This window comes from Nonomuraea rhodomycinica (genome assembly GCF_013363995.1).
Classification (GTDB): Bacteria; Actinomycetota; Actinomycetes; order Streptosporangiales; family Streptosporangiaceae; genus Nonomuraea; species Nonomuraea rhodomycinica.
In genome coordinates this window covers 1-280 of record NZ_JABWGO010000087.1, presented here as the reverse complement: position 1 = coordinate 280, position 280 = coordinate 1, and the positions used below count along the sequence as shown (strand labels likewise).

General features: G+C 73.9%; 1 protein-coding gene. It reads left to right on the top strand.

Annotated elements, in window-relative coordinates; genetic code table 11:
- Positions 1–280, top strand: a 280-nt coding sequence (locus tag HT134_RS45085) for a hypothetical protein (protein WP_217709118.1), incomplete at both ends; no start/stop codon positions are given.

The following is a 280-nucleotide window of genomic DNA, read 5'->3' as shown; positions in this document are numbered from 1 at the left end:
CAGCTCGGCGCGGCGGAGCTCGTCGCGTTCTGCGCCGTCGTGGCCGTTGGCCACTGCCTGGGGCACATGACGGCGTCCCGCGTCCTGGCCCGGTTGCGGCGTAGCTTCGACGGGCGGCAGCGTGACGTCCTGCGGGACACGGCCGCCGTGCTCACCGCCGGACCGGACGCCGGCGCACTTCGCCCGTCGATGCAGCGCCGCCTGGACAGGCTTCATGCGGCCGTGCTCCTGTTCGGGGACTTTCTCGGTGAACGCGCGGTCGATGGGGCAGCCGACGGCC